At 70.0% G+C, this 19,298-nt stretch carries 20 protein-coding genes and 1 pseudogene; 14 read left to right on the top strand and 7 right to left on the bottom strand.

Translation table 11 applies throughout. The annotated features are described in order from the left end of the window. The coding region (locus tag ACFXB5_RS29570; RefSeq protein WP_385213257.1) for a BTAD domain-containing putative transcriptional regulator at nucleotides 1–869 on the bottom strand (869 nt) is incomplete at its 3' end. A gap of 620 nt (nucleotides 870–1,489) precedes the next feature. On the opposite strand from ACFXB5_RS29570, the gene ACFXB5_RS29565 reads away from it, so the two are divergent. Then, a complete protein-coding gene (locus tag ACFXB5_RS29565) occupies nucleotides 1,490–2,161 on the top strand; it encodes a hypothetical protein (RefSeq protein WP_385213255.1) in 672 nt (223 codons plus the stop codon). 74 nt (nucleotides 2,162–2,235) lie between these two features. On the opposite strand, the gene ACFXB5_RS29560 is transcribed toward ACFXB5_RS29565, so the two are convergent. Then, nucleotides 2,236–2,574, bottom strand: a complete 339-nt coding sequence (locus ACFXB5_RS29560; RefSeq protein ID WP_385213252.1) for a hypothetical protein — start codon at nucleotides 2,572–2,574, stop codon at nucleotides 2,236–2,238. Nucleotides 2,575–2,589: 15 nt separating this feature from the next. Between ACFXB5_RS29560 and folE the strand changes: the two genes are divergently transcribed. Beyond that, the gene (gene folE / locus ACFXB5_RS29555; protein WP_385213250.1) at nucleotides 2,590–3,258 is read left to right on the top strand and encodes a GTP cyclohydrolase I FolE; all 669 of its coding nucleotides are present in this window, start codon (nucleotides 2,590–2,592) and stop codon (nucleotides 3,256–3,258) included. A 97-nt stretch (nucleotides 3,259–3,355) separates the two neighbouring features. On the opposite strand, the gene ACFXB5_RS29550 is transcribed toward folE, so the two are convergent. After that, nucleotides 3,356–3,856 carry a carboxymuconolactone decarboxylase family protein gene (locus ACFXB5_RS29550; protein WP_385213247.1) on the bottom strand — a complete coding sequence of 167 codons (501 nt, stop codon included), beginning with the start codon at nucleotides 3,854–3,856 and terminating at the stop codon, nucleotides 3,356–3,358. A gap of 118 nt (nucleotides 3,857–3,974) precedes the next feature. On the opposite strand from ACFXB5_RS29550, the gene ACFXB5_RS29545 reads away from it, so the two are divergent. Beyond that, complete coding sequence (locus tag ACFXB5_RS29545; RefSeq protein ID WP_385213244.1) at nucleotides 3,975–4,958, top strand: pirin family protein; 984 nt, start codon at nucleotides 3,975–3,977, stop codon at nucleotides 4,956–4,958. 9 nt (nucleotides 4,959–4,967) lie between these two features. On the opposite strand, the gene ACFXB5_RS29540 is transcribed toward ACFXB5_RS29545, so the two are convergent. After that, nucleotides 4,968–5,225, bottom strand: a complete 258-nt coding sequence (locus tag ACFXB5_RS29540; RefSeq protein ID WP_385213242.1) for a CocE/NonD family hydrolase — start codon at nucleotides 5,223–5,225, stop codon at nucleotides 4,968–4,970. 443 nt (nucleotides 5,226–5,668) lie between these two features. Between ACFXB5_RS29540 and ACFXB5_RS29535 the strand changes: the two genes are divergently transcribed. The 10 genes from ACFXB5_RS29535 to ACFXB5_RS29490 all read left to right on the top strand — a co-directional run bounded on the left by ACFXB5_RS29535 (nucleotide 5,669) and on the right by ACFXB5_RS29490 (nucleotide 16,654). Beyond that, nucleotides 5,669–6,625, top strand: coding sequence for a cation diffusion facilitator family transporter (locus ACFXB5_RS29535; protein ID WP_385213239.1), 957 nt, complete (start codon nucleotides 5,669–5,671; stop codon nucleotides 6,623–6,625). 386 nt (nucleotides 6,626–7,011) lie between these two features. Then, on the top strand, nucleotides 7,012–8,481 hold the full coding sequence (locus ACFXB5_RS29530) for an ABC transporter substrate-binding protein (protein WP_385213237.1): 1,470 nt from the start codon (nucleotides 7,012–7,014) through the stop codon (nucleotides 8,479–8,481). Between the two features lie 76 nt (nucleotides 8,482–8,557). Then, nucleotides 8,558–9,226, top strand: a complete 669-nt coding sequence (locus ACFXB5_RS29525; RefSeq protein WP_385213235.1) for a haloacid dehalogenase type II — start codon at nucleotides 8,558–8,560, stop codon at nucleotides 9,224–9,226. Continuing rightward, a complete protein-coding gene (locus tag ACFXB5_RS29520; RefSeq protein ID WP_385213232.1) occupies nucleotides 9,223–10,509 on the top strand; it encodes an NAD(P)/FAD-dependent oxidoreductase in 1,287 nt (428 codons plus the stop codon). The genes ACFXB5_RS29525 and ACFXB5_RS29520 overlap by 4 nt, the downstream gene beginning before the upstream one ends. A gap of 45 nt (nucleotides 10,510–10,554) precedes the next feature. Then, entirely contained in the window at nucleotides 10,555–11,502 is a 948-nt protein-coding gene (locus tag ACFXB5_RS29515; RefSeq protein ID WP_385213229.1) for an ABC transporter permease, read from the top strand. Nucleotides 11,503–11,533: 31 nt separating this feature from the next. Then, nucleotides 11,534–12,394 carry an ABC transporter permease gene (locus ACFXB5_RS29510; protein ID WP_385213226.1) on the top strand — a complete coding sequence of 287 codons (861 nt, stop codon included), beginning with the start codon at nucleotides 11,534–11,536 and terminating at the stop codon, nucleotides 12,392–12,394. After that, nucleotides 12,384–13,079 (top strand): GntR family transcriptional regulator, encoded by a 696-nt coding sequence (locus ACFXB5_RS29505; RefSeq protein ID WP_385213223.1) that lies wholly within the window; start codon nucleotides 12,384–12,386, stop codon nucleotides 13,077–13,079. The genes ACFXB5_RS29510 and ACFXB5_RS29505 overlap by 11 nt, the downstream gene beginning before the upstream one ends. A 13-nt stretch (nucleotides 13,080–13,092) precedes the next feature. Then, complete coding sequence (locus tag ACFXB5_RS29500; RefSeq protein ID WP_385213220.1) at nucleotides 13,093–14,151, top strand: ABC transporter ATP-binding protein; 1,059 nt, start codon at nucleotides 13,093–13,095, stop codon at nucleotides 14,149–14,151. Then, nucleotides 14,148–15,155, top strand: a complete 1,008-nt coding sequence (locus ACFXB5_RS29495) for an ABC transporter ATP-binding protein (RefSeq protein WP_385213218.1) — start codon at nucleotides 14,148–14,150, stop codon at nucleotides 15,153–15,155. Before ACFXB5_RS29500 ends, ACFXB5_RS29495 begins: the two co-directional genes overlap by 4 nt. Before the next feature lie 29 nt (nucleotides 15,156–15,184). After that, entirely contained in the window at nucleotides 15,185–16,654 is a 1,470-nt protein-coding gene (locus tag ACFXB5_RS29490) for an aldehyde dehydrogenase family protein (RefSeq protein ID WP_385213216.1), read from the top strand. A gap of 67 nt (nucleotides 16,655–16,721) precedes the next feature. Here ACFXB5_RS29490 and ACFXB5_RS29485 read toward each other — a convergent pair whose 3' ends face one another. After that, nucleotides 16,722–17,081: an ArsR/SmtB family transcription factor gene (locus ACFXB5_RS29485; RefSeq protein ID WP_385213213.1), complete on the bottom strand. Its 360-nt coding sequence runs from the start codon at nucleotides 17,079–17,081 to the stop codon at nucleotides 16,722–16,724. Nucleotides 17,082–17,317: 236 nt separating this feature from the next. Here ACFXB5_RS29485 and ACFXB5_RS29480 point away from each other — a divergent pair. Continuing rightward, nucleotides 17,318–17,704, top strand: a pseudogene (locus ACFXB5_RS29480) (MFS transporter); the annotation flags it as partial. Between the two features lie 37 nt (nucleotides 17,705–17,741). Here ACFXB5_RS29480 and ACFXB5_RS29475 read toward each other — a convergent pair. Further along, nucleotides 17,742–18,656: a transposase gene (locus tag ACFXB5_RS29475; RefSeq protein WP_385213210.1), complete on the bottom strand. Its 915-nt coding sequence runs from the start codon at nucleotides 18,654–18,656 to the stop codon at nucleotides 17,742–17,744. 159 nt (nucleotides 18,657–18,815) lie between these two features. Next, nucleotides 18,816–19,076 carry a hypothetical protein gene (locus ACFXB5_RS29470; protein ID WP_385213207.1) on the bottom strand — a complete coding sequence of 87 codons (261 nt, stop codon included), beginning with the start codon at nucleotides 19,074–19,076 and terminating at the stop codon, nucleotides 18,816–18,818. Between the last annotated feature and the right edge of the window lie 222 nt (nucleotides 19,077–19,298).

Here is a 19,298-nt window from a genome sequence, read left to right as displayed (position 1 = left end):
GCGAGACCCTCCCGCGCGCCCATTGGGCCCCCTTGTCCGGGACCGCGCTCGCCCACGCGGGCGCCTGCGCTCCGTGATGAGAGATCGTGTGCCCCGGCCGCGCGGGCACCCGGTCTCCCGGCCGCCTCCCCCAGCAACGCGGTATAGGCGGCGGTCAGTTCGGCGCCGGGCTCCACACCCAGTTCGTCGGCGAGTCTGCGGCGGCTGTCCAGATAGATCGCGAAGGCCGTGTCCCGCTGTCCTACGGCACCATGGGCCCGCATCAGACGGGCCTGTGCCCTCTCGTCCAGCGGGTGCGCGGCCGCGGTCTCCGCCAGGACGGGCAGGGCCTCTTCGGCCGCGCCCGCGGCGATCATCGCATCGCCGTACTTCGCCACCGCGGCCCGCCGCTCCTCGGCCAGCGCGACCACCGCGGGATGAACGGCCAGGAGGGGCAGATCCGCCATCGGCGGGGACTGCCACAGCCGGAGCGCCTCGTCCAGCAGCGCTGCCGCGCCGCGGTCGTCGCCGTCGCGCCGTGCGGCCTCGGCCCGCGTCGCCAGCTGCCGAAAGCGTGACAGGTCGACGTCGTCCTGGGGAACGCGGAGGGCGTAGCCGTCCCCGACCCTGGGCAGCAGCGCGCTGGGGGTCCGGGCCGGACGGGCGGGCTCCAGCAGGCGGCGTAATCGCTTGACGTAGGTCTGGATCAGATTGACGGCGCTGCGCGGTGGCCGGTCTCTCCACAGGGCGTCGGCCAATTCCGCCCGGGACAGTGCCCGTCCCCCTGCCAGAACCAGCAGGCCGAGGAGGGCTCGCTGGTGAGGTGTGCCGAGGTCGATTCCGGCCTCGTCGTGCCAGGCCCGTAACGGCCCAAGTACCTGAATGCGCATGGTCCCCCCGACCCGAGCCCCGCCCCCAGCCCGCCCCGGTCCGCCCCCGGACGCGAGACGGCCTTCACCGGCGTATGCCAGGTGGACATGCTTCCCGCAAGCGTCGGTGGTGTCCAGAAATCCCTTTCCCTTCCCCACCGTATTCGGCCATGAGCGCTTCCGGTCGGGCGGCACGCGCCCCACTCGTCAGCGGATGGCCTTGGTCCATAGCTCGGGGTCGACCGGCCCCTCCCCAGGACAGACCCCCATCTGATAGCGCGCGCTCATCGCTCCATCGCCAGGAAACCCCATATTCACCTTCGCTCCGGAGTCCCCTCTGATTCGGCCATACCTGGCCGATATCCAGCTTGCCGCTCGTCCTGATGTGGCCTGGATAATTCTGCCGTTGTCACCGCGCCCTGCCAGGTCGGCGCCGCGGTTCGGGGAGGGTGCATTCCGCCTTCCCGTCTGATCCACCTCAGTTTCCCTCTGTTCCTCTCCGCTCCTCTCCGCTCCTCTCTGCTCCGCCTTGTTCCGCCCTGTCCCAACGCACCAGCCAGGAATTCAGTGATGGTCATGCGCGCTCGTGGAACGGTTCGGCACCTTTTCGGCACCAAGCGAAGACACCCTGGGAGACACACGTGAGAAAGCTGAAGCTGGGCAAGAGATCGGCCCGAATGGGATCCGCGCTGGCGGTCGGCCTATTGATGGTGAGTGGCCTGACGGCCACGTCGGCCAGCGCCTCGTCGTCCTCAGCCAACGCCGCGCCCGAGCTGGGCGTTCGGTTCTACCCCGACGGCGACGGCCAGTGCGACGGGCCGACGAATCCGCCGGAGCGGTGGGTCACCGCGCCCGACTGGTCCACCGCCATCCGCCTGGACACCGACAATCGCCCGGGCGGCTGTCAGCTGGCCTTCGGCATCTACGACCCGTCGAACTCCCTCGCGGGCCTGACCGCCACCTACACATGGGAGCCGGAGTCCGGCAGCGACGACAGCCAGTGCCAGAACGGGGGCCCGCACCCGATCCCGATCAAGCCGTTCAAGACCTTCGGCGACAACATCCGGGTGGACACCGACGGCCGCGCGGGCTGGTGCAACCTCACCTTCACCCTCTCCGGTCGCTCGGACGTCGGCCTCGACGTGCAGTTCTACGGCGACGGCGGCGCCGACGCCGGGGGGCAGTGCAAGAACTACCGCCCCAAGGACACCTACGACACGGCCTATGAGGGCCACTCCGTGACCATAGGCGACGACACCGACGGTCGCGCCGGCGGCTGCTACCTGTCGCTCCGCGTGAACCGCCTGTTCTAGGCCTCCAGGCTTCCAGGCCTCTCCGAGGGATCACCCTGCCGGTGAAACCGGCCGCCGCCCGCTGGCCCCGCTGATCATTGACGGGCCAGTGGGCCGCCCCCGTCATCACGATCGGTGTCGCCCGGGCCCAGCCGCACACAGCATTCCCCGGGCTCGGGAGCCAGCACGGCCCGGACCGCGTTGACCTCAAGGCCGTTGACGTAACCGGCGAGGAAGGCGTGGTTCATGCCGCACACCAAGTCGGGGGCCTTCGCGGTCAGCGGGTGGAACGGGCAGTTGCGCAGCCGGAGCTCGGTGGGGGCTTCCCGGACGGGTTCGTAGCCGTACTCATCCAGCAGGCGCTCACAGACGGTCAGCCCGCGCTCGGGACCCAGGCGGCCCGGGCGGGTCTCGTCCCGCGCGGCCTCGCCCAACGGAGTCGGGCATCGGTGGCAGCTGACATGACCGAGCTCGCGCCCCGCGCCACCGCTCGAATACACCCGCACGACCAGGAGGAGCCGGCACCCGCGGGCCCCGCGCCGCGGGTGGTCCACGAGTCCGGCGATATCGACCTGGCCGCCGCGGAAGCCGCGGCCGGCCAGTTCCTCACCGCTCTGGGCATCTCCACCTCGTCGGAGAGCCTGCGCGGCACACCGGGCCGGATGGCCCGCGCGTACGCCGAACTGTTCAGCCCGCGCCCCTTCGACCTGACCACCTTCCCCAACGACGAGGGCTACGACGAACTCGTCCTGGCCCGCCGCATCCCCGTCCGGTCCGTGTCCGAACACCATCTGCTGCCGTTCGTCGGCACCGCCCACGTCGGCTACCTGCCCGGCGGCCGCATCCTGGGCCTGTCGAAGCTGGCCCGTGTCGTCGAGCACTTCGCCTGCCGCCCGCAGGTCCAGGAACGCCTGACCAAGCAGGTCGCCGACTGGCTCCAGACCCACCTGGAGCCCAAGGGCGTCGGCGTGGTGATCGAGGCCGAGCACTCCTGTATGACCCTGCGCGGCGTCCAGGCCACCGGATCGAGCACCATGACCTCCACCCTGCTCGGGCTGCTGCGCTCCGATGCCCGCTCGCGCGCCGAGTTCCTCGCCCTGACCGGTGCGGCCTCATGACCGGCAGCGCGTCTCCCGCGGGCATGGAGGTCACCGCACCTGCCAGTCCGTCAGGTCGGGAGGGATGTCCTTCGCCCCGGTGCTGAGGCGGGTTCCTTCATGGCCTGGATGGCACCGTTCGCACCTCCCGCACCGGATGCTTGCTCATGATCGATACCCGGTTGAACGCGTTGATGGTGATCGCCACCCAGATCACCGCGGAGATCTGGTCATCGGCGAGTACCTCCCGGGCAGCCGCGTAGGCGGATTCCTGTGCGATGGCGTCGGTCGGGTCGGTCACCACCTCGGCCAGCGCGAGGGCCGCCCGCTCCGAAAGGGTGAACACTTCGGTGTCCCGCCAGGCGGCCAGCACCCCCAGCCGCTGCGCCGACTCGCCCCCGCGCAGGGCCGCCCTGGTGTGCGTGTCGAGGCAGTAGGCGCAGCCGTTCATCTGCGACACGCGGAGGTTGACCAGCTCCACGAGGGTGCGGTCGAGTCCCGCGTCGGCCGCGACCGCGCGCACCGCTTCCGACGTCTGCGTCAGCGCGTGGAACGCCTTGGGGCTCTGCTTGTCGATGAAGATCCTCCGGGGCGCGGGTCCCGTTGCGTGGCTGCTCAATCCGGGCCTCCTTCGGGGCCGCTCACGGCCCCGTTCGTCCGTACTCATGATGGGCTTCGCCCCGTACTCATGGCATGATAGTTGAATATGTAACTAGATTGCGTGGGAGGTGGTCTCGGTGAGCAACGTGGAAGCCGACGAGCATGCGGAGGCGAGAGACGGGGCGCCGGTCCGCGGCGGGCGGCCGACCGAGCCGCCACCGATCGAGGTGCTCCCCGCGCGGGAGGTGCCCCTGGGCGGACCGCGGGCGATGTCCGTGCGACGGACGCTGCCCCAGCGGACTCGGGCGCTGATCGGAGCCTGGTGCTTCGCCGACCACTACGGTCCGGACGACGTCACGGCGACCGGCGGCATGGACGTTCCCCCGCATCCGCACACCGGTCTGCAGACGGTGAGCTGGCTGTTCAGCGGGGAGATCGAACACCGCGACAGCCTCGGCAGTCACGCCTTCGTCCGGCCTGGTGAGCTGAACCTCATGACAGGCGGGTACGGCATCAGTCACTCGGAGGTTTCCACCACGGACACCACCGTCCTCCACGGCGTCCAGCTATGGGTGGCACTGCCCGAGGCGCACCGGAACACCGGGCGGGACTTCCAGCACTACGCACCCGAACCCGTGCGGGTCGACGGGGCCGAGATCAGGGTCTTCCTGGGCTCGCTCGCCGGAGACCTCTCCCCGGTGCGGACCTTCACTCCGCTGCTCGGCGCCCAGATCGTCCTTGAACCGCGGGCGGCGATCACCCTCGCCGTGGACGCCGGTTTCGAGCACGGCCTTCTCGTGGACAGCGGGGAGATCCGGATGGCCGATACCCCGCTGCGCCCGGCCGACCTGGGCTATGTCCACCCCGGCGTCGAGGCTCTGACGCTGGTGAACGAGTCGGACGCTCCGGCGCGGACGATCCTGCTCGGCGGACTTCCGTTCGAGGAGGAGATCGTCATGTGGTGGAACTTCATCGGGCGGTCCCACGACGACATCGCCCAGGCTCGCGAAGACTGGACGTCGGGCTCCCGCTTCGGCACGGTGCACGGCTATGACGGCAGCCCGCTCCCCGCCCCCGAACTCCCGTCGATGCCCCTCAAGCCACGCGGTCGCACGCGCTGACCTGGACTTTCACCGAAGACGAGCCATCGCGCTGAACCACTGCGACGCGGCGAGGCAGGAGGTGCCGCTCATCGCGACCCTGCCGTTGCACCATTCCTGGACGCCGAGCCACTCGATGAGGTCGTGCGCCTCGCGTCCCTCCCGCCGGCCCCACAGGACGCTGTCGCCTTCGGACTCGGCGATTCCGCGGATGTCCGGATTGCAGACCGCGTAGCCCTGGGGCGCACCAGTACGCGGGGTCGGGACCCTCGAACAGCCGGGCCACATGCGCCGCGAGCACGGCGACCGAGCCTCCAACCGGCTGGCGCTAGCGCACGGCGAACAGGCTCTCCCCATGGAACGTGGCCAACCAGGCGCAGTACCGCCCAGATGACGGACCTGAGGTCCTGACCACATATTTGTATGATCCCACAAGTGCATTGGTGCATGGGTATGCACATAATGGAGTCAGGGGCCACCTCGACACCCCTCGTCCTGCGGCGACACTTCTGGAAGGTGAGCCATACGTGAAGGCCCATGAGCATCCCCACCCCCCTGCCCCGGCGCACGTTCACCCGGAAACCCAGGTATCGGCTCACGCCCATGAGCGCGACCATGCCCACGGGCACAAGCATGACCACGATCACGAACACGATCATGAGCGCGGTCACGACCATGGGCATGGCCACGGCCGGAGCCGCTGGTCGCGCTGGAAGCACCAGATCACCCACGTGGTGAAACCGCATTCGCACGAGGCGGCGGACAAGGTCGACTCCGCCATGGAGTCCTCGGCCGAGGGCATGCGCGCCCTCTGGCTCTCCCTCGCCATCCTGGGTGCCACCGCGATCTTCCAGACGGTGGTCGTCCTCATCTCCGGATCGGTGGCGCTGCTGGGTGACACCATCCACAACTTCGCCGACGCGATGACCGCGCTCCCGCTCGGCGTGGCGTTCGTCCTCGGGCGGCGCGCGGCGAACCGCAAGTTCACCTACGGCTACGGCCGTGCCGAGGATCTGGCCGGGATCGTCATTGTCCTCACCATCGCCGCCTCTGCGGCCGTGGCCGCCTACGAGGCGATCGACCGGCTGCTGAATCCGCGCGACATCTCCCACCTGGGAGTCGTGGCCATCGCGGCGGTCGTCGGGTTCATCGGCAACGAATGGGTGGCCCGCTACCGCATCAACGTCGGGCGCAAGATCGGCTCCGCCGCGCTGGTCGCCGACGGGCTGCACGCCCGCACCGACGGCTTCACCTCCTTGGCCGTGCTGGCGGGTGCCGGCGGTGCCGCGCTGGGGTGGCGGCTGGCCGACCCGATCGTCGGCCTGCTCATCACCGCCGCGATCCTGCTCGTCCTCAAGGACGCGGCACGCGAGGTCTTCCGCCGCCTGATGGACTCCGTCGACCCGGCGCTCATCGATTCGGGAGAGGCCGCGGTCGGCGAGGTCCCGGGCGTGCTGAGCGTGACGGAACTGCGGATGCGCTGGATCGGGCACAAGCTGCGCGCCGAGGCCACGGTCGAGGTGGAGGGCGGCATGAGTGTGCAGGAGGCCCACGCCGTGGCAGTCGAAGTGGAACACGCGCTGATCCACGCGGTGCCACGGCTGACGGCCGCCATGGTGCACACCGACCCGGTCGTCGGGCCGGACATGGACGATCCGCATCTCAGGCTGGCGTCCCATATGACATGAGCCCCGGGCGGCCCCGGCCCACCCCGCCGGGGCCGCCTTATCCGCCGATATCCAGACCAACCGGTGTGACGGTCCTGGATCCATTTGGCATGCCTTCTTACCGACAGCTCCTGCCGCTCGCTCCATGACGGCCCCGACGAACAAGTGACCTGACGGCAATAGATTGTTTACAAAATATCGTCGACAACGTATCGACAGCGCCGTCATCGCCTCTTACCTTCGTCAACCAAGCGCCACCTCCCCGATTCCGGCCCTCCCCCGCCGCGCCGACTCCCCCCGGCGACTGGGAACTCCCAGTAGCTCCGATCGGACCAGTGAGATTCATGAAAAAACCGCGCTTGGCTCTTGCACTGACGGCAACGACCCTGACTCTCTCGGCTTGTGGAATGGGCGGCCAGACCTCCGGTGGCACCGGCGCCACCGGGACTCGGAGCATCGTCATAGACGAGCCCTTCGCCCCCGCCGCCAACTGGTCCCTGCAGACGGATGACGCCTTCGTCCTCACCAAGGCCGGCTGCCTGGAGACCCTGATGAAGTACGAGACGGGCGGCGCGATCAAACCGATGCTCGCCTCGTCCTGGAAACAGACCGCCCCGACCACCTGGGACATCAAGCTCCGCCGGGGCGTGAGGTTCCAGGACGGCACCCCGCTCGACGCCAAGGCCGCCGTCGGAGCCCTGAAACACGCGCTCGCCGCGAAGACGCCCGCCCCGGGCTTCTCGCCCAAGACGATCAACGAGGTCTCGGCGGTGGGTGGTTCGACGGTCCGGATGACCACCCCCGCCCCGGACGCCCTTCTGCCGTACCGTCTCGCCTCTCCCAACACCGGGATTCTCGCCCCGAAGGCGTACTCCGGATCGTCCATCGCCCCCAGGGGAACGTGCACCGGCCCGTTCCGGATCGCCAAGGAAATTCCCCAGCAGGCAATTCAGCTGAAGCGCAACTCCGCGTACTGGGGAGGATCGGTCAAACTGGCCTCCGCCGAGGTGCGGTTCATCGCCGACGCCGCCAAGCGTGCCACCCAGGTGCAGACCGGTGAGGCCCAGATAGCCAGAAAGCTCTCCGTGCCGAGCGTTCAGGATCTCAAGGGAAACGACGCGGTCGCCGTACGGGCCGAACAGCTTCCCCGGACCACGGAGCTCGTCCTCAACAACAAGAAGGCGCCGTTCAGCAACGAAAAGGTGCGGCAGGCTTTCCAGGCGGCGATCGACACCAAGGCGATCACCAGCGCCGTGTACCAGGGAGCCGGGCGGCCGGCCGTCGGCCCGTTCGCCCCCGGTGAGCCGTGGACACCCGAGGGAGCGGCACCGGTCAAGGCCGATCCGGCCAAGGCCAAGGCCCTGCTCACCGAGGCGGGGGTCGCACCCTCCTCCATCAAAGTGCAGCTCATCGCCTACAACGAGGGGCCAGGATTCTCCGATCTCGCCGCCGTCATCCAACAGGAGCTCAAAGCCATCGGTGTGAAGGCGACCATCCGGACCGGCGATTACGCCTCGGTGGAGCCGGACCTCCTCTCGGGTGGCTTCCAGGCCGCACTGCTCTCCCGCAACCACCTCGGTGACATGCCCGACCCGGTCGGCTACCTGACCGCCGACTACGTCTGCAAGGGGAACTACAACCTCTCGCACTACTGCGACCCGAAGACCGATGCCCTCATCGAGAAGGCCGCGGCCACCAAGGACACGAAGGCCCGTTACGCCGACTACGCCAAGGTCGCCGCCCGCCTCCAGTCCCGTGCCGTGGACGTCTTCCTCACCCACGAGACCGAGTCCGTAGCCGTCGCCTCCGGGGTCAAGGGCTTCGCCGTCCACCCGTACTACACCCTCACCGCGGACCTCTCCCTCGGCACGAAGTGATCCACACGGCACCCACCCGCCGCCACACTCCACCGCGCACCGCCGCACCACCCACCGCACACAGAAGGAGTACGTCGTGATCGACTTCCGGCCCAAGTACATCACCTTCGACTGCTACGGAACCCTCACCGCCTTCGGGATGTCCGCGCTCACCCGTGAACTGTTCGCCGACCGCGTCGCCGCCGACCGGATGGAGGACTTCCTCGACGACTTCGAGGCGTACCGCATCGACGAGGTGCTGGGCGCGTACCAGCTCTACCCCGACGTCATCAAGAACGCCCTGAAGCGGGCCTGTGCCCTGTGGAAGGTGGAGTACCGCGACACGGACGGCGAGGCGATCGTGGCCGCCGTGCCCTCCTGGGGCCCGCACCCGGACGTGCCGGACGCGCTGCGCACCCTCGCCGAGAGCTATCCGCTGGTCATCCTCTCCAACGCCGCCAACGACCAGATCGGCGGCAACGTCGAGAAGCTGGGCGCCCCGTTCCACGCCGTCTACACGGCGGAGCACGCCCGTGCGTACAAGCCCCGCCTCCAGGCGTTCGAGTACATGCTGGAGCAGCTCGGGTGCGGGCCCGGCGAGATCCTCCACGTGTCCTCGAGCCTGCGGTACGACCTGATCCCGGCACACGATCTGCGGGTCCCCAACAAGGTCTACGTCAACCGGGGATACGAGCCGAGCGTGCCCTACTACGGCTACCACGAGGTCTCGGTCCTGTCCGAGCTGCCCGCGCTGCTCGGGCTGTGAGCACCGTGAAGACCGTTCCGTACTGGCTGGACACGGCCCCGGCCGGTCCCGACCGCAGCGCGGTGGAGATCGACGGCCGCACCGATGTGGCGGTCGTGGGCGCCGGGCTGACCGGGCTGTCCGCCGCCCTCCACCTCGCCCGCAAGGGCACCCAGGTCACCGTCCTGGAGCAGGAGACGGTGGGCTGGGGAGCCTCGGGGCGCAACGGCGGCATGTGCACCACGGGGCTGGCCATCGGTTTCCTCACCGCCGTGGAGCGCTATGGCCTCCCGACCGCCAAGGCCGCCTACCTGGCGTACAACGAAGCGATCGACACCGTTGAGAGGCTGGTGGACGAGGAGGGCATCGACTGCGACTTCTCCCGCACCGGAAAGCTCAACCTCGCCGCCAAGCCCGCACACTACGAACGGCTCGCGCGCACCCACGAGGCGCTCGCCGAACTGATCGGCTACAAGACACAGCTGATCCCCAAGCGGGACATCAGGTCCGAGATCGGATCCGACCACTACCACGGCGCGATGGCCGACCCTCAGGGCGCCGGACTGCACGTGGGCAAGTTCGTCCGCGGCCTCGCCGAGGCCGCCGCGAACCTGGGGGTGCGGATCCATGAGAAGGCCCCGGTGACCAAGGCGCGCCGGATCGGCGGCACGGTGCACGATCTGACCACCCCGGCCGGCACCCTGCGCGCGGACAACGTGCTGGTCGCCACGAGCGGCTATACCGGCTCCCCGTTCCCCTGGCTGCGCAACCGCATCGTCCCGGTCGGCAGCTTCATCATCGTCACCGAACCGCTGCGGCAGGAGGTGGTCGACGAGCTGATGCCCACCCGCCGGATGGCCTCCGACTCCAAGAACCTCCTCTACTACTTCCGCATCACCCCGGACAACCGGCTGCTGTTCGGGGGGCGGGCCCGCTTCGCGATGTCCAACCCGCAGTCCGACGCCAAGAGCGGACGCATCCTGCGTAACGGCATGCTCTCGGTGTTCCCGCAGCTCGACGGCGTGCGCATCGACTACCTCTGGGGCGGCCTGGTCGACATCAGCCTCGATCAGATGGTCCACTCCGGAGAACGGGACGGGCTGTACTACTCCGTGGGCTACTCCGGCCACGGGGTCCAGATGGCCACGCACATGGGCAAGCAGATGGCCGAGGTCATCGATGGCAGGCCCGAGGCGAACCTATGGCGGGGGATGAAGTTCCCCCGGGTGCCCGGACACTTCGGACCGCCGTGGTTCCTGCCGTTCGCCGGGGCCTACTACCGGGCCCTCGACGTCATCAAGTAGCCCGCCGCCCACTCGCCGGAAGAGCCCGGAAAGGAGGAGTGAACGATGGTCAGATTCGCCGTACGGCGGCTTCTGGTGCTGCTGATCACCCTGCTCGCCGTGTCAGCGGCCACCTTCGCCATCCCGTACACCTCGGGCGGCGACCCCATCCGGACGATCCTGCGTTCCAGGGTGTCCGACCAGGCCCTCGACCCCTCGGCGCTCGCGGCCCTGCGCTCCGAGCTCGGGCTCGACCGGCCGATCCTCGTGCAGTATCTGAACTGGCTCGGCCGGGCGGCACGGGGCGACTTCGGATTGTCCTTCACCAGCCGCACCCCGGTCGACCAGCTGCTGGGCAGCGCGATGGGGGTGTCGAGCACGCTCGCCGTCATCGCCATCGGGCTGGCCTTCCTCGCGGCCCTGCCCCTGGGCACCCTCGCCGCGATGCGGCCGGGGAAGCGGGTCGACAACGGAGTGACGGTGCTGACACAGAGCTTCGTCGCCGTCCCCGAGTACTGGCTGGCCCCCGTCCTGGTGCTGGTCTTCTCCCGCTATCTCGGCTGGCTGCCGTCCGCCGGATGGCGCGACCCCACCTCGATCGTCCTGCCGGCGATCGTCCTGGCGCTGCGGCCGATGGCCTACTTCGCCCAGGTCACCCGGGCCGCGATGAGCGATGTACTCGCGTCGCCGTACATGACCGCCGCCCGCAGCCGGGGGCTGAGTGGACGTCAGGCCCTCCTGCGGCACGGGCTCCGCAACGCCCTGTTGCCCGTGATGACGCTCTTCTCCCTGTGGTTCGCGGGACTGCTCGGCGGATCGGTGGTCGTGGAGGTCATCTTCGCCATCCCCGGAATGGGCCGGCTCGTGTACAACGCCGTGATCAACCACGACATCCCGCTGATCCAGGGCGGAATCCTGAGCATCGTGGCGCTGGCAGTCCTCATCACCACCGCCACCGACTTTCTCTACGCACTGATCAACCCGGCCGTGAGGGTACGCGATGGCGCTGTCTAGCTCTCTTCCGCACAGTCCGGTCCCCCGCACCATGACACGGCGCCTCGCGCGCTGGACCGCCACCTCCCTGCGCGCCTTCACCGGCCGGCACTGGACACTGCGCGCGGGCGCCGTCGTCCTGGCCCTGGTACTGATGACCCTGCTGCTCACGCCATGGATCGCCCCCTTCGACCCGGCGCACCAGGACCTCACCCGGCGGCTGGCCGGGCCCAGTGCCCAGCACTGGCTCGGCACCGATCAGTTGGGGCGGGACGTGCTCAGCCGGTTGATGTACGGCGGGCGCTTCTCGGTGTCCATCGCGGCGGTCACCCTGCTGCTCTCCGCCGTCGTCGGTACGGTGATCGGAGCGTTCAGCGCCCGGCGCGGCGGGCTCCTGGACGAGGTGGTCATGCGCACCACCGACCTGCTGATCGCCATCCCCGACGTGGTCGTCGCGCTGTTCCTCATCGCGTCCTTCGGCACCGGCTACGGCATGCTGATCGCGGCCCTGACGATCGTGGGCTGGACCCCCTTCGCCCGGCTGATGCGCGGCCTCGCCCTCGAGATCAACAGCCGGGAGTACATCGAGGCCGCCGAGGCACTGGGCTGCTCCAAGACCTTCATCGTCTTCCGCCACGTCATCCCCAACGCGCTGCGGCCCGTGCTGGCCCTGGGCTTCCTGCGGTTCGGGCACAAGCTCATCACCGTAGGAGGGCTGTCCTACCTGGGGCTGGGCGTCCAGCCGCCCGACTCCGACTGGGGCGCCATGCTGCTGGACGCCCAGCCCTATATGCAGCGTGTCCCGCTCCTCGTGCTCGCGCCCGGCGCCGCCATCTTCCTTACCGCACTGAGCGTCACCCTGATCGGCCACGGCATGGAACTCAAACGCAGGAGGCGGACGGATGCCTCATGACGCCGCGTCGGCGGCACCTTCATCGGCCCAGATCAGCCGCCGTACCCTCGCCTCACAGGTCGTGGAGCGGATCCGGTCCGAACTCCTCACCGGCGCCTTCCCGCCCGGCTCCCAGCTGGGCGAGGCCGAACTCGCCGAATCCCTGGGGGTCAGTCGCGGCCCGGTACGCGAAGCCCTCGCCCGGCTGGTCCACGAAGGGCTGCTGCTGAGCGTTCCCCACCGCGGGGTCTTCGTACCGCTGCTCGGCGAGGCCGACGTCCTCGACATCTACTACGCCAGGGAAGCGCTCGAGGCGGCCGCCTTCCGCCGCGTCATCACCTCGCCCACACCGCCCGGCCTGCTGCTCGCCCTCGACGCGACGGTGGACGAGCTCGCCCGGGCCTCCCGGGTGGGCGACTGGTCGAAGGTGGCCGACCTCGACGTGCGGTTCCACTCCCTGGTGATCGAGGCGGCCGGCAGCCCACGCCTCCGCCGCATGTTCGACACCGTGATCGCCGAAACCCGGCTGTGCCTCAACCTCCAGGCCGATGCCGACCCCGCACGGCTCGACCTCCTCGACGAACACCGGGAACTGGCACGACTGATCGCGGGCGACGACGTCGACGCCGCGCTGGCCACCCTCACCCAGCACTTCGAAGAAGCCACCGTGACCGTGCGGAAGCGCCTGCGCGCGGTCCGCCGCTGAAGGGAACCGGAACATGCGTCTGCACCACCGTCCTCCGCCGGGTCCGGCGGCCGCCTGTGACACCGCGCTCGACGTCCGGGGCCTGCGGGTGGAGTTCGCCGGGACCGATACCGCCTCGGCCACGCCTGCCGTCGATGGTCTCGATCTGACCGTCCGGCGCGGAGAGATCGTCGCCCTGGTGGGAGAGTCGGGCTCTGGCAAGACCCTCACGGCACTCAGTGTCATGGGGTTGCTTCCGCCCGGTGCCCGGATCACCGGCGGCCGGATCACCCTCGGCGAGGATGACCTGGCCTCCCTGCCACCGAAACGCATGGACCGCATCCGCGGGCACCGGATGGCGATGCTCTTCCAGCAGCCCAAGGCCATGCTGGATCCCACGGCCACCGTGCGCGGCCAAGTGGCCGAACCCCTGCGGTTGCATCAGGGCCTCAGCCGCCGCCAGGCGAGGACGCGGGTCGTGGAACTCCTGCGTGACGTCGGCATCCCCGAGCCCGAGCGCCGGGCCTCGGCGTACGCACATCAGCTCTCCGGGGGCATGGCGCAGCGCGTGATGATCGCGGCAGCCCTGGCCGGAGAGCCCGGACTGCTGATCGCCGACGAGCCGACGACCGCGCTCGACGCCACCGTCCAGGCCCAGATCCTGCGGCTGCTCCGCCGCAAGCAGCGGGAGTCCGGCATGTCCGTGCTGCTCATCACGCACGACCTCACCATCGTCAGCTCGATCGCCGATCGTGTCGCCGTCATGTATGCCGGACGCGTGGTGGAGGAGGGTTCCGTTCACGAGGTCTTCGACGCGCCCGAGCACCCGTACACCCGCGCCCTGCTGAAGGCGTCGCTGCTGCAGTCGGAGGAGGGCAGGCTCTTCTCGATACCCGGCAGCGCGACGCAGTCCCGCGGCCTGGACCATGGGTGCCGGTTCCAACCCCGATGTCCGCTCGCCCAGGCCCTCGGCATCGCCGGGGAGTGTTCGGGCGCCGAGCCTCCCCTGCACACCTGCGGCGGTGAGCACCGCTGCCGGTGCTGGGCCTCCAAGCCCGGTACCGAGCGCGTCGGCGAGGCGGTGGGCGTATGACGGCGCTGACGGCGGATCGCCCACCCCCTCCCACGGCGCGGCGGCCACTCGTCGTCGTCGAGAACCTGGTCAAGCACTTCCCGCTGAAGGGCGGGGTGTTCGGGGGCAAGCAGCACGTCCACTCCGTCGACCATGTCTCGTTCACCATCGCTCCCGGCGAAGTGCTCGGTCTGGTGGGGGAGTCGGGCTGCGGAAAGAGCACCCTGGCCAGGGCCATGCTCGGGCTGACCCCGGTCGACTCCGGACGCGTGCTGTTCGACGGGGCCGACGTGGCCCGGACCAAGCGCCGTGCGCGAAAAGCCCTGCGCCGTTCGATGCAGTTGGTCTTCCAGGACCCGTTCGCCGCGCTGGACCCTCGGATGCGTCTGGAGACGAGCCTCGACGCACCCCTGGTCCAGCACGGTCTCGGCACCCGGGAGGAGCGTCACCAGCGCATCCTCGAAGCGCTCGGTCAGGTGGGACTCGATGCCTCGTTCCTCGGCCAGCGGCCCGGCGAATGCTCCGGCGGCCAGCTCCAGCGGATCGTGGTGGCCCGCGCCCTGCTGCTCCGCCCGCGCCTGCTGATCTGCGACGAACCCACCTCCGCCCTCGATGCCTCGGTCCGCGCCCAGATCCTCAACCTGCTGATCGAGCTCAAGGACGAGCTGGGCCTCACCCTGCTGATGATCTCGCACGATCTGCGCGTCGTACGCCACGTCTGCGACCGGGTGGCGGTCATGTATCTCGGCGAGATCGTGGAAGTGGCCTCCCGCGAGGACCTGTTCGAGCGCCCCGCCCACCCCTACACCCAGGCGCTGCTGACCGCCTCACTCCCCGAGGAGTCCGGCGCGGAAGCGGATTTCGGCACCCTGCGCGGTGAGCCGCCCAGCCCGGTGAACCCGCCCTCGGGATGCCGCTTCCACCCACGCTGCCCCAAGGCCCGCGACCGGTGCCGCACCGAGGCTCCCGCGCCGAGCGCCGGGCCTCAAGGGCGTGTCGTCTCATGCCACTACCCGAGCGCATAGCGCACCGGACAGACGAAGAGAGCGAGCCGATGACGACAGTCGAGTCCGCGCCCATGGCCCAGCCGACCTGGCGGCCGCCCGCTGGGGCGCTGTGGTCCGGACGGTGGGTGGACGGTGCGTCCGCCATGCCCGTGCGCGACCCGGAGGACGGCAGCCTCCTCGGCCACGTCACCGATACCGGTCCCGCCGAGGTCGACCAGGCCGTCACCGGTGTGGCCGCCGCTGTCACCTCCGGGGAGGAGTGGCCCGCGTGGCGGCGGCGCGAGGCCCTCGACGCGGCCGCCCGGCTGGTGCTGCGGCGGCGCGAAGTGCTGACGGAGGTGATGTCCCGGGAGGGCTGCAAGACCTTGCGGGAGGCCACCGCCGAGGTGTCCCGCGCCGCTGAGACCCTCAGGCTCTCGGCCCAGCAGACCGGCCGCCTCACCGGTGAGACCCTGCCCTTCTCCGACACATCACGGGGCGCGGGCCGACTGGGCTGGTACACCCGCGAACCGGTCGGGGTGGTCGCCGCCGTCACCCCCTTCAACGACCCGCTCAACCTGGTCGCGCACAAGGTGGGCCCGGCCCTGGCCGCGGGGAACGGCGTCGTCCTCAAACCGGCCGAGGCCACACCGCTCACCGCGTTGGCGTTCGCCGAGATCCTGCTGGACGCCGGGGTGCCCGCCGAACGCCTCGCGGTCATCCCCGGAACCGGCGCCGGCGCCGGTCGCGCCCTCGTCGGCCACCCCCTCGTCGACCTCGTGTCCTTCACCGGGGGCTTCCGCACCGGCAACGAGGTGGCGCGCGCCGCCGGAGCCAAGAAGACCCTCATGGAACTGGGCGGCAACAACGCCGTGCTGGTGCTGGACGACGCGGCCCGCGAGGCGGCGGCGCACGCCGTGGTGGCGGGCGCGTTCGGGGTGGCCGGACAGAACTGCCTGTCGGTGCAACGCGTCTTCGTGTCCTCCCGGATCGCCGACCGCTTCGTCCGGGACGTGGTGACGGCCACCGAGGCGCTACGGGTGGGCCGCAAGACCGACCCCCGTACCGACATCGGCCCGCTCATCAGCGAACGTGAGGCCCGCCGGGTCCAGGAGTGGGTGCGGGAGGCCCGCGAGGGCGGTGCCGAGGTGCGCACGGGCGGACGACGGGAGGGGGCGTTCCACTGGCCGACCGTGCTCACCGGCGTACTGGCGGACGCGAAAGTGATGAGGGAGGAGATCTTCGGCCCGGTGCTGGTGATCGAGCCGTTCGAGACGGTGGACGAGGCCATCACTCGCGCCAACGACACCCGCTACGGCCTCCAGGCGGGCATCTTCACCGCCGGGCTGGAGACCGCGCTGGACGTGGCGGAGCGGCTGCGGGTCGGTGCGGTGATGATCAACGACAGCAGCGACTTCAGGATCGACGCCATGCCCTTCGGCGGGCCCAAACGGTCGGGCGTCGGCCGCGAGGGTGTGCGCTACGCCATGGAAGCCATGACCGAACCCAAGATCGTCGCGGTGCGCCGCGGCGCGTAACCGCCCGGATCTCTGCCGTACGGCCTCGACCATATGGCCTCGGCCGCGTCCCCTCCGCCGCGTGTTCTCAGTCGTGCGGCGGGGCCCCGGTGACCATGTGGTCCGCGTGGTTGACGGCCTCGACAACCAGCCGTCGCAGATGGCCGTCGTGGAGGGAGTACACCGAGCGGCGGCCCTCCTTGCGCACCTCGACCAGCCCGGCCAGCCGCAGCTTGGCCAGATGCTGGCTCACCGCCGGGCGAGCCGCCCCGCTGCCCTCGGTGAGAGTGTTCACATCCGCCTCGCCCCGGGCGAGGGACCACACCAGATGCAGCCGGGTCGGGTCGGACAGCAGCGAAAAGACATTGGCGGCCTCGGCGAACTGCGCCGCGCCGCTGGGATGCGTATGCGACCGGGCCGCAGTTGAGGATTCCTCGCTCACCGACATGCGCCCATCGTAGAGCGCTCCCATGGCGTGGGGGTGGCCGTCAGCAGGGTACGGTCGGCAAGCGGTTCCGAAGCCTCGGCGGTTCGGGCGAGTTGCTCCGCGTCAGGGTCCTGAGGGTGCGAACCCTCCCCATCCTTTAGATGCACGCGTGCGCTCATAAGCACATAATGGTCCGGAGGGAGGTGCGATGTCCAACGTCGCACGAACCAGCAGTGGCGGGCTTCGCGAGCGCCTACACCGTGGTGTACGTGCGCGACCACCTCGGCCGCTCCGCCGCCGATGTGCCGCTCGCCCTCGGCGCGTACGGCACGGACTCGATGGTCATCGCCCTGTTGCTGCCCCGCGTCCTCGACCGGATCTCGGACTGGGCTGTGATGCTGCGCGGCGCGTTCCCGCTCACCGTGGTCTACGTCGGACTCGGCGCCCGCACGGCGGCGCACACGGGAGGATGGCGGTGGCCGGCGCTGCTCGCCGCGTGGGCCGCGTTGGGCGCCGCGTGCTCGATGGTGCTCACGCCCACCGGCCGCCTGATCCGCCGCTCGGCACCGCCTGAGGAGCGCACCTCCGCCTTCGCAGCGCAGTTCTCGCTCTCCCACTCCTGCTGGCTGCTGACCTACCCTGTGGGACTCTGTTGGTCGATGTGATCTGGGTTTTTGTCGGTCAGGCCGCGTGGCTGAGGGCAAGTTGTTCGTAGTGGGAGATTCGTGTGGTGCCCAGGGGGGGTCCGGTCCACCAGGCGTCGAGTCGGTGGAGGTTGAGTGCGGCCGCGGTCAGGACCTGGGCCAGAGAGGTTTTGGCGAGGCCGCGGTAGCGAGTATGCCGGGTGCCGGTGCGCCGCACTGCCTGCGAGATGGTGCCCTCCACCCCGGCTCTGGTGTGGTAGCGCTTCTTCCATTCCTCGGTCTGCTGTTCTGCCCGGCGTTGTTGGAGGAGTTCGTGCTCCTCGCGCGGGAGCAGTGTCAGGACGCGGTAGGCGGCCGTGGTGCAGGTGTCCTTGGCCGGGCAGCTGGTGCATCCGGCGCCGGAGAAGTCGATGTGGACGCGGGGTTCGCCGCCGATGACGGTGTCGCTCCAGCGGGTGCTGATCCGGCCCTGCGGGCAGGTCGCCTGCCGGGTCTGCCAGTCGATGCGGAAGTCGGTGGCGGCGTAGCCGCTGCCCTGCAGGGCCGGTCGGCCGCCGGCCTGTCTGACCGGCCCGATGACCTCGACGCCCCGTGCACGAGCCTGAAGGATGATCTTCGCGCTGGTGTAGCCGCCGTCCACGTAGTGTTCGGCCGGCTTCAGCCCCCGCTCGGTCAAGGCATCGTGGACGGCGGCGGTGAGCTGGTGATCGTCCGTCGTGGCCGGTGTGGTGGCCGTGCACGTGATCAGGTGTGGGAGGCCGTCGTCGCAGCTCTCGGTGAGATGCGTTTTGTAGCCGTCCCAGGCGGATCCCCGCTTCACCCCGCAGCGCGCGTCCCCATCGTGCGGGGAGACGATGCGTGCCGCTCCCGGAGGGCGTTGTCTGTGTCCGCGCCAGCGCACCCCGCGGGCGTCGCGCTGGTACTCCTGGCCCCACACGGTGCGCAGGAGCACGACAGCCTCGAGGCCGGCGAGGTGGGCCGGGGTCGTGGGATCGTCGAGAGTGTCGAGGAGTTCATAGCCGTCGCCCCCGACGTTCTCGGCGAACGCGGTGCGCTCGGCTTCTCCCTTGGGCAGCCGGTAGGAGTCAGCACGTTGCCGGTAGCGCGCGAGTCAGTCCGCGTTGACCGCGTCGGTGCCGGCCAGCCAGGCGGGAGCGGCCACCGCCAGAGCCTCCAGGGCGCAGCGCATGGTCTCGGTGACGAACTCCAGCCGGTTCAGGTCACGGATGCAGGCGATGACATGGGTGGAGTCGGTGCGGGCCCGGCCGCCGGCCCGCAGCAGGCCCCGCTTGCTGCACTGCGCGAGGATGGCGTCCAGGATCTGCTGCTCCGGGCCGTGGGCGATCAGCCGGTCACGGAACTCGCTGAGCACCGAGAAATCAAAGCCAGGATCGGCCAGTTGGAGGCCGCCGGGTAGCGGGGACGCATTGCTGCGTCCCCGCCCCCTAAGAACCGTGCGTGCCCGTCATCCGAGCACACGGCTCAAGCAAGCCCCGAAGGCTCGCGGACAGTCAGAAGTGCTGGTCTGCCGCTGGCGCCGCGGGCGCGGCGCCCCCCGCCGCCCGGGGGTTCCCAGCGGGGGTGGACCCGGCCC

It is taken from the genome of Streptomyces sp. NPDC059455, assembly GCF_042750115.1.
Classification (GTDB): domain Bacteria; phylum Actinomycetota; class Actinomycetes; order Streptomycetales; family Streptomycetaceae; genus Streptomyces; species Streptomyces endocoffeicus.
The sequence above is the reverse complement of the archived record's forward strand: the minus strand, read 5'-3'. Positions and strand labels throughout refer to the sequence as shown.

What these genes read in the sequence shown, in the direction of transcription:
- ACFXB5_RS29540 (WP_385213242.1), bottom strand. Translation starts at nt 5,225, where the DNA reads ATGTGGCCCGGCTGTTCGAGGGTCCCGACCCCGCGTACTGGTGCGCCC.
- ACFXB5_RS29530 (WP_385213237.1), top strand. Translation starts at nt 7,012, where the DNA reads ATGGGCGGCCAGACCTCCGGTGGCACCGGCGCCACCGGGACTCGGAGC.
- ACFXB5_RS29515 (WP_385213229.1), top strand. Translation starts at nt 10,555, where the DNA reads ATGGTCAGATTCGCCGTACGGCGGCTTCTGGTGCTGCTGATCACCCTG.
- ACFXB5_RS29510 (WP_385213226.1), top strand. Translation starts at nt 11,534, where the DNA reads ATGACACGGCGCCTCGCGCGCTGGACCGCCACCTCCCTGCGCGCCTTC.
- ACFXB5_RS29505 (WP_385213223.1), top strand. Translation starts at nt 12,384, where the DNA reads ATGCCTCATGACGCCGCGTCGGCGGCACCTTCATCGGCCCAGATCAGC.
- ACFXB5_RS29500 (WP_385213220.1), top strand. Translation starts at nt 13,093, where the DNA reads ATGCGTCTGCACCACCGTCCTCCGCCGGGTCCGGCGGCCGCCTGTGAC.
- ACFXB5_RS29495 (WP_385213218.1), top strand. Translation starts at nt 14,148, where the DNA reads ATGACGGCGCTGACGGCGGATCGCCCACCCCCTCCCACGGCGCGGCGG.
- ACFXB5_RS29490 (WP_385213216.1), top strand. Translation starts at nt 15,185, where the DNA reads ATGACGACAGTCGAGTCCGCGCCCATGGCCCAGCCGACCTGGCGGCCG.
- ACFXB5_RS29485 (WP_385213213.1), bottom strand. Translation starts at nt 17,081, where the DNA reads ATGTCGGTGAGCGAGGAATCCTCAACTGCGGCCCGGTCGCATACGCAT.